1 protein-coding gene is annotated in these 414 nt (G+C 40.1%); it reads left to right on the forward strand.

Annotated elements, in window-relative coordinates; all coding sequences use genetic code 11:
* Positions 1–55: 55 nt before the first annotated feature.
* Positions 56–414 (forward strand): hypothetical protein (locus PL85_RS18275; RefSeq protein WP_194579166.1); only part of this gene is annotated, 359 nt, incomplete at its 3' end.

Consider the following 414-nt stretch of genomic DNA (forward strand, 5'->3'; position numbering starts at 1 on the left):
GTTCATGCGGTTTCCGTACCATAACTACTTTTAATGACTTGATGGAATGTAGGCTATGGCTAAAGGTTTGAAAATGACTCGCGCTTTTAAAGGTGGGCACCTATTAGAGATTGAAAACTTATCAAAGGATGATAATGGTCGAATCTTCTGTGAAGACTCGAAGTGTCGAACTCATATTGAGTACAACTCGGGCTATCCGATTAAAGCAACTAATACTGTCGTAGCACCTTATCTAAAGCTTGCAAAGGGTCGTGAGCATTCTGATAACTGTAAGAACTCAATTTCTGGTGCAGTAAAGATTTTTGTAAGTGAATCTAGTGACATCGAAGATGTTCCAAATATATTTGAATCGAAAGCAGATGGTACGTTTACCCTAAGACTGAACCTTTTGGAGCGTAAGCGCCCCATGATCCC

Origin of the sequence: Vibrio anguillarum (genome assembly GCF_001989995.2) — a bacterium.
Taxonomy (GTDB): Bacteria; Pseudomonadota; Gammaproteobacteria; order Enterobacterales; family Vibrionaceae; genus Vibrio; species Vibrio anguillarum.